This is a genomic window from Streptoalloteichus tenebrarius (genome assembly GCF_024171885.1).
In the GTDB taxonomy this organism is placed as follows: domain Bacteria; phylum Actinomycetota; class Actinomycetes; order Mycobacteriales; family Pseudonocardiaceae; genus Streptoalloteichus; species Streptoalloteichus tenebrarius.
Genome location: NZ_JAMTCP010000085.1, coordinates 1 through 5389 on the forward strand (window position 1 = coordinate 1; position 5389 = coordinate 5389).

8 protein-coding genes are annotated in these 5389 nt (G+C 73.1%); 4 read left to right on the forward strand and 4 right to left on the reverse strand.

The genetic code is table 11. From position 1 onward, the window contains the following. Nucleotides 1-247: 247 nt before the first annotated feature. Together LX15_RS31845 and LX15_RS31850 are read right to left on the reverse strand one after the other, a co-directional pair. Entirely contained in the window at nt 248-427 is a 180-nt protein-coding gene (locus LX15_RS31845) for a hypothetical protein (RefSeq protein WP_253674877.1), read from the reverse strand. Between the two features lie 124 nt (nt 428-551). Next, on the reverse strand, nt 552-785 hold the full coding sequence (locus LX15_RS31850) for a BldC family transcriptional regulator (RefSeq protein ID WP_253674869.1): 234 nt from the start codon (nt 783-785) through the stop codon (nt 552-554). Between the two features lie 223 nt (nt 786-1008). Between LX15_RS31850 and LX15_RS31855 the strand changes: the two genes are divergently transcribed. Together LX15_RS31855 and LX15_RS33400 are read left to right on the forward strand one after the other, a co-directional pair. Then, on the forward strand, nt 1009-1494 hold the full coding sequence (locus LX15_RS31855; RefSeq protein WP_253674871.1) for an Lrp/AsnC family transcriptional regulator: 486 nt from the start codon (nt 1009-1011) through the stop codon (nt 1492-1494). An 11-nt stretch (nt 1495-1505) separates the two neighbouring features. Continuing rightward, nucleotides 1506-2060, forward strand: a complete 555-nt coding sequence (locus tag LX15_RS33400; protein ID WP_308213550.1) for a DUF4229 domain-containing protein — start codon at nt 1506-1508, stop codon at nt 2058-2060. On the opposite strand, the gene LX15_RS31865 is transcribed toward LX15_RS33400, so the two are convergent. Further along, nucleotides 2057-2335, reverse strand: coding sequence for an early set domain-containing protein (locus tag LX15_RS31865; protein ID WP_253674873.1), 279 nt, complete (start codon nt 2333-2335; stop codon nt 2057-2059). The two genes, LX15_RS33400 and LX15_RS31865, sit on opposite strands and share 4 nt — an antisense overlap. A 120-nt stretch (nt 2336-2455) precedes the next feature. On the opposite strand from LX15_RS31865, the gene cds1 reads away from it, so the two are divergent. Beyond that, complete coding sequence (gene cds1 / locus LX15_RS31870) at nt 2456-3544, forward strand: L-cysteine desulfhydrase Cds1 (protein ID WP_253674874.1); 1089 nt, start codon at nt 2456-2458, stop codon at nt 3542-3544. Nucleotides 3545-3586: 42 nt separating this feature from the next. Continuing rightward, a complete protein-coding gene (locus LX15_RS31875) occupies nt 3587-4057 on the forward strand; it encodes a hypothetical protein (RefSeq protein WP_253674875.1) in 471 nt (156 codons plus the stop codon). A gap of 73 nt (nt 4058-4130) precedes the next feature. Here LX15_RS31875 and LX15_RS31880 read toward each other — a convergent pair whose 3' ends face one another. Next, a complete protein-coding gene (locus LX15_RS31880) occupies nt 4131-5000 on the reverse strand; it encodes a 1,4-dihydroxy-2-naphthoate polyprenyltransferase (protein ID WP_253674876.1) in 870 nt (289 codons plus the stop codon). Between the last annotated feature and the right edge of the window lie 389 nt (nt 5001-5389).

Consider the following 5389-nt stretch of genomic DNA (forward strand, 5'->3'; position numbering starts at 1 on the left):
GAGTGTCAAAACGCCACAGGAGCGCGCGTTTCCAGCCACCCAGCCCGCGATTTCGCCCATAACAGTGTTACTTGGGGGAACCCCCAATATTTATGCTCGCGCACAAAGTTGGGGTGGGGCAAGGCCCGGGTCGGGGGTTCCTCATCCACGAGGAGGGCGGCCGGCGGCGGCAGGGTCCGGCCCCAGCGGCAGGGGCCGGCGCGGGTGCCAGGGGCCGGCGCGGCCGGCTCACGCCGGCGCGCCGTCGCTACTGGTCGTCGTCCTGGCGTCGGACCCGCTCGTCGAGCTTGCGGAGGAACTCGGGGTCGTCGTCGGGGGCGACCGGTGCGCGGCGGGGCGCCCGCGTCGGCAGTGTGCTGGGGCCGAAGGCCCGCCACATCAGGATGCCGACGGTCACCGCCCCGATCATCGCGAGCAGGTACAGCACCGCACCCACCTCCTTCGCGCGCCCCTCGGGGGCGGGGAGAACTCCCCACCCCCGTTGAGGTTAGCCCGATTCGCACGGTTCCCGGCGTCGGGCTCACCCGCGCGTCGTGCGGGCGGCATCGGTCTCAGCGGTTGTCGACCGGGTGGCTGGCCTCGGTCGTCAGGGTCGCGAGCAGCGCCTGCACCTCGGACTCCCGGAACCGGCGGTGCCCGCCGGGTGTGCGGATCGACCCGATGCGCCCGGCGGTCGCCCACCGGGTCACCGTCTTCGGGTCGACCCGGAACAGCGAGGCGACCTCGCCGGGAGTCAGCAGTCGCTCGGAGACCTGCTGGCGGTTCTGTTGGATGGACGCGGTCACGTTGCCCTCCTCGTACCAGCCGTGATTCCGGCGTTCCGGTCGCATCGTGACACCGCACCCGCCAGGTACTCGAACGCTTGGCTGGAGGTAAAGGGTCGGTAAGGGACGAAACGCCCACTTCGGTCAGGCCTCTACCAGCGCCTTTCGGCGTCACGCCCCGGAGGGGGGCCGCCGGGCGCGGCCGAGGGAGGGCCGGGGTGTGCCGTACGCGACACTAGGCGGCATGGACGCTGTGGACCGCCAGATCATCGCGGCGCTGCGGGCCAACGGCAGGGCCACCTACGCCGAGCTCGGGCGCCAGGTGGGGCTGTCGGCCTCCGCGGTGCACGAGCGGGTCGGCAAGCTGGAGTCCTCCGGGGTGATCACCGGGTACCACGCGGTGGTGGACCCGCCCTCGGTGGGCCTGGGCGTCACCGCGCTGGTCGGGATCCAGCCCACCGACACCGGCGACGACGACGAGATCGCCGCGGCGCTCGCCGAGTTGCCCGAGGTGGAGTCCTGCTACGCCGTGGCCGGCGACGAGGCGTTCGTGGTGAAGATCCGGGTGGCGACCGTGGACGAGCTGGAGCGCTCCCTCGGCCGGCTGCGGCGGATCGACGGCATCGCCAGGACCCGCACCACGGTGGTGTTGTCCACCCGGTTCGAGGGCCGGCCCAACGCGCCGGAGCCGGCCCCGCCCCCGACCGTCCCGGACAAGTCGGGCGCGTAGCCTCAGGTTCCGTGACCGCCCACGACGAGACTCCGCGACCCGAGGAACCGCCGCGGGACATCCCCGCCGCCGCCCCAGACCGGGGTGGCGTGGTCAGGGACGTCGCGCTCTACTCGCTCGCCCGACTGGCGCTGGTCGCCGTGGTGACGGCCGTGCTGGTCCTGGTGAGGGTGCCGCTGCTCGTGGCGCTCGTGGTCGCGCTCGTGCTCGGCCTCCCGTTGTCGTTGGTGCTGTTCCGGGGCCTGCGGGCCAGGGCGGCCGACAGCATGGCCGCGGCCGGCGCACGGCGGCGCGCGGAGCGGGAGCGCCTGCGCGCGCAGCTCCGCGGCGAGCAGCCAGCGGCCGGTGGCGAGACGGCCGAGCTGGCCGCGTCCGACCGGGGCGAGGCGGCGGACCGGGGCGCGGACACGCGTGACCGCCGGGCGGCGGCCGGGGAGGCCGGCCCGGAGCGTGAGGGTCCGGCGCGGGACGGCGGACCGGCCGACCAGCCGGGGCCGCGTCGCCCCGGTGCCGGCGCTGCCGGCACCGACGACGCTGCCGACGCTGCCGGTGACGGGACCCGTTAGGCCAGCACGAGGTTGTCCTGGCCGTCACGGTCGTCGGCGTGCTCGTCGTCGAACCAGTGGCCGTTCGGGCCCAGGTAGCGGAACCGCAGCCGGCTGCCCTGGTCCACGACCACGGTGGTGGACCGGGTCCCGTTCGAGCGCCGGCGCAGCTCGTGTTCGCCCGGCGTCCAGTCGTTGAAGCAGCCGACGACGCTGACCGGTCCGTCGGGCTCGTCCACCGGCAGCACGAAGGTGATACGCACGCGCCCGTCTCGCTGCTGCGTCTTCCGGATCACTTCTTACTCCTTTCGGACGAGGTCAGGCCCATGATCGGGCGAGTGGGGCCCGGTGCGCAGGGGACAGGCGGCCAAACCACCGGCTCGGAGGAGGGTGAACGGCGACTACGCTGCGGTTTCGTGCAGGTCGACCGGTGCTGTGAGACGACGAGGGACTGGGTCACCGAGGCCGTTCGGGTGATCGAGGCGGACGCCAACCGGAGTGCCGACACGCACCTCCTGCGCTATCCGCTCCCCCCTGAATGGGGGATCGACCTCTACCTGAAGGACGAGTCGACCCACCCGACCGGCTCGCTCAAGCACCGCCTCGCGCGGTCGCTGTTCCTCTACGCGATCTGCAACGGCTGGATCGCCGAGGGCACGCCGGTGATCGAGGCGTCCTCCGGCTCGACCGCCGTGTCCGAGGCGTACTTCGCGCGGCTGCTCGGGCTGCCGTTCATCGCGGTCATGCCGAGGTCGACCAGCCGGGAGAAGGTCGCGCTCATCGAGCGGCAGGGTGGCCGGTGCCACTTCGTCGACGCGCCGGGCGCGATCTACGACGAGTCGCGCCGGCTCGCCGCGGAGCTGGGCGGGCACTTCATGGACCAGTTCACGCACGCCGAACGGGCCACCGACTGGCGCGGCAACAACAACATCGCCGAGTCGATCTTCGAGCAGATGGCGATGGAGCGGCACCCCGAGCCGACGTGGATCGTGGTCGGGGCGGGGACGGGGGGCACCAGCGCGACCATCGGCCGGTTCGTCCGCTACCGGCGGCACCGCACCCGGCTGGCCGTGGTCGACCCGGAGCACTCGGTGTTCTTCGCCGCGTGGCGGGACGGCGACCCCGGCCGCACGGGCGCGCGCGGATCACGCATCGAGGGCATCGGCCGGCCCCGCGTCGAGCCGTCGTTCCTGCCCCAGGTCATCGACCGCATGATCGCGGTGCCCGACGCGGGGTCCGTCGCGGCGGTCCGGTACGCCGAGACCGTCCTGGGCCGCAGGGTTGGCGGGTCGACGGGCACCAACCTCTGGGGCGCCTTCCAACTGGTGGCCGAGATGCGGGCGGCTGGGCGCGCGGGCAGCCTCGTCACCCTGCTCTGCGACGGGGGCGAGCGCTACGCCAACACCTACTACGACGACGCGTGGGTGCGGGCGGAGGGGCTCGACCTGGAGCCGGCGTGGGACACCCTCGACCGCTTCCACCGCACCGGCCGGTGGCCGGCCTGATCCGTGATCAACTCGCCACCGGGGCATGGGAGAGTGGGCGGAATGAACACGAGAACGTGGCTGGCGCGGGTCACCCCTCGTGGTTACCTGCTGTTCGCCCTCGCCGTCGTGATCGCCTTCGCCGCCGTGGGCGTCTGGGGCGCCGGGGCGTTCGGCGGCACCCGCATCCCCGCGTCCAGCGAGGGGGTGAAGCACGAGCACCGGTGGGGCGGTGGTGACCTGCTCCTGGAGGGCCTGGGCCAGCGTCCGGGCACGTGCGTGGTCCGGCCAGAGCAGGCCCCGGAGCGGGAGGTCGCGGTCAGCGCCAAGGGCGGGGACGGCGTCGAGCTGACGTCCTGGTTCACCGGGCCGGCGTTGATCACCTGCGACGTCGACGCGAAGGGCTACACCGGGACCTCGATCGGCCTGCACACGAGGACCCGCTCGCTGGCCTTCAAGATCGGCGTGCCGCTCGCGGTGCTCGTTCCCGTCGTGCTCGGGGTCGTCTACGGCGTGCGCCGCGATCCGCACTGACGTCGCGTCGGAATCGGACCAGCCCCGCCGCGGGTGTCGGCGGGGTGCTCGGAGGGCGCTGGGGGTGCTCAGCTCAGAGCGCGAGCGCCACGCCCGTCGCGATCGCCCAGACCAGCATCGCCAGGCCGGTGTCGCGGAGGACCGGGATCAGCGCGCGCCCGGTGAAGCCGCGCAGCACGCGCCGCAGGGCGGGCACGACCAGCGTCACCGAGACCAGCGCCGTCAGCGCGAGCGGCTGCCGCAGGCCGATCAGGACGGTCAGCAGGAACGGGATGACCACCAACGCGGTGTACAGGGCCCGGGTGTCCCGGTCGCCGAGCAGCACCGCCAGCGTGCGCTTGCCCACCTCCTTGTCGGTGGGGATGTCCCTGAGGTTGTTCGCCACCAGGACCGCGCACGAGAAGCAGCCGACCGCGACGGCCGAGCCGACGGCCACGCCGGTGACCTGGCCCGACAGCACGTAGACGGTGCCGAGCACGGCCACGAGCCCGAAGAACACGAAGACGGCGACCTCGCCGAGCCCCGCGTAGCCGTACGGGCGCTTGCCGCCCGTGTAGAACCACGCGCCGGCCACGCAGAGCGCGCCCAGCCCGAACAGCCACCACTGCCCGGAGGCGACGACCAGGGCGGAGCCGGCGAGCGCCGCGACGGCGAAGCTGGACCAGGCGGCCGTGAGCACCGCGCGGGGGCTGGCGAGCTTCGAGCCGACCAGCCGCAGCGGGCCGACCCGGTTGTCGTCGGTGCCCCGGACGCCGTCGGAGTAGTCGTTGGCGTAGTTCACGCCGATGATCAGCGCGAGGGAGACGAGCAGCGCGAGCGCCGCCTTCCACCACACGAACGCGCCGAGCCCGGTCGCCACGCCGACACCCACCACGACCGGAGCGATGGCGTTGGGCAACGTGCGCACCCGTGCGCCTTCGATCCACTGTGCCACCGTCGCCATGGGGAACATCCTGCGACATCCCCGGCGGGACCCGTCCCGCGGCCCCCGGCTGGCGGGTCCGCGCCGCGGGGTTTCGTCGGACTGGGCGAGGGCGGGATGACGGCCCTGTCGGCGGGGCGAAGCGCTGCGGGATGGGGGCGCACCCCACTCCCGTCGATGCCGTCCCTTTGTTGTCTCCGGCCAGGCCGACACGGAGCCGGCGGCACCGGTTCACCCTGCCGCCGGCGACCCGTCCTCCTCGTGGATGAGGAACCCCCGACCCGGGCCTTGCCCCACCCCAACTTTGTGCGCGAGCATAAATATTGGGGGTTCCCCCAAGTAACACTGTTATGGGCGAAATCGCGGGCTGGGTGGCTGGAAACGCGCGCTCCTGTGGCGTTTTGACACTC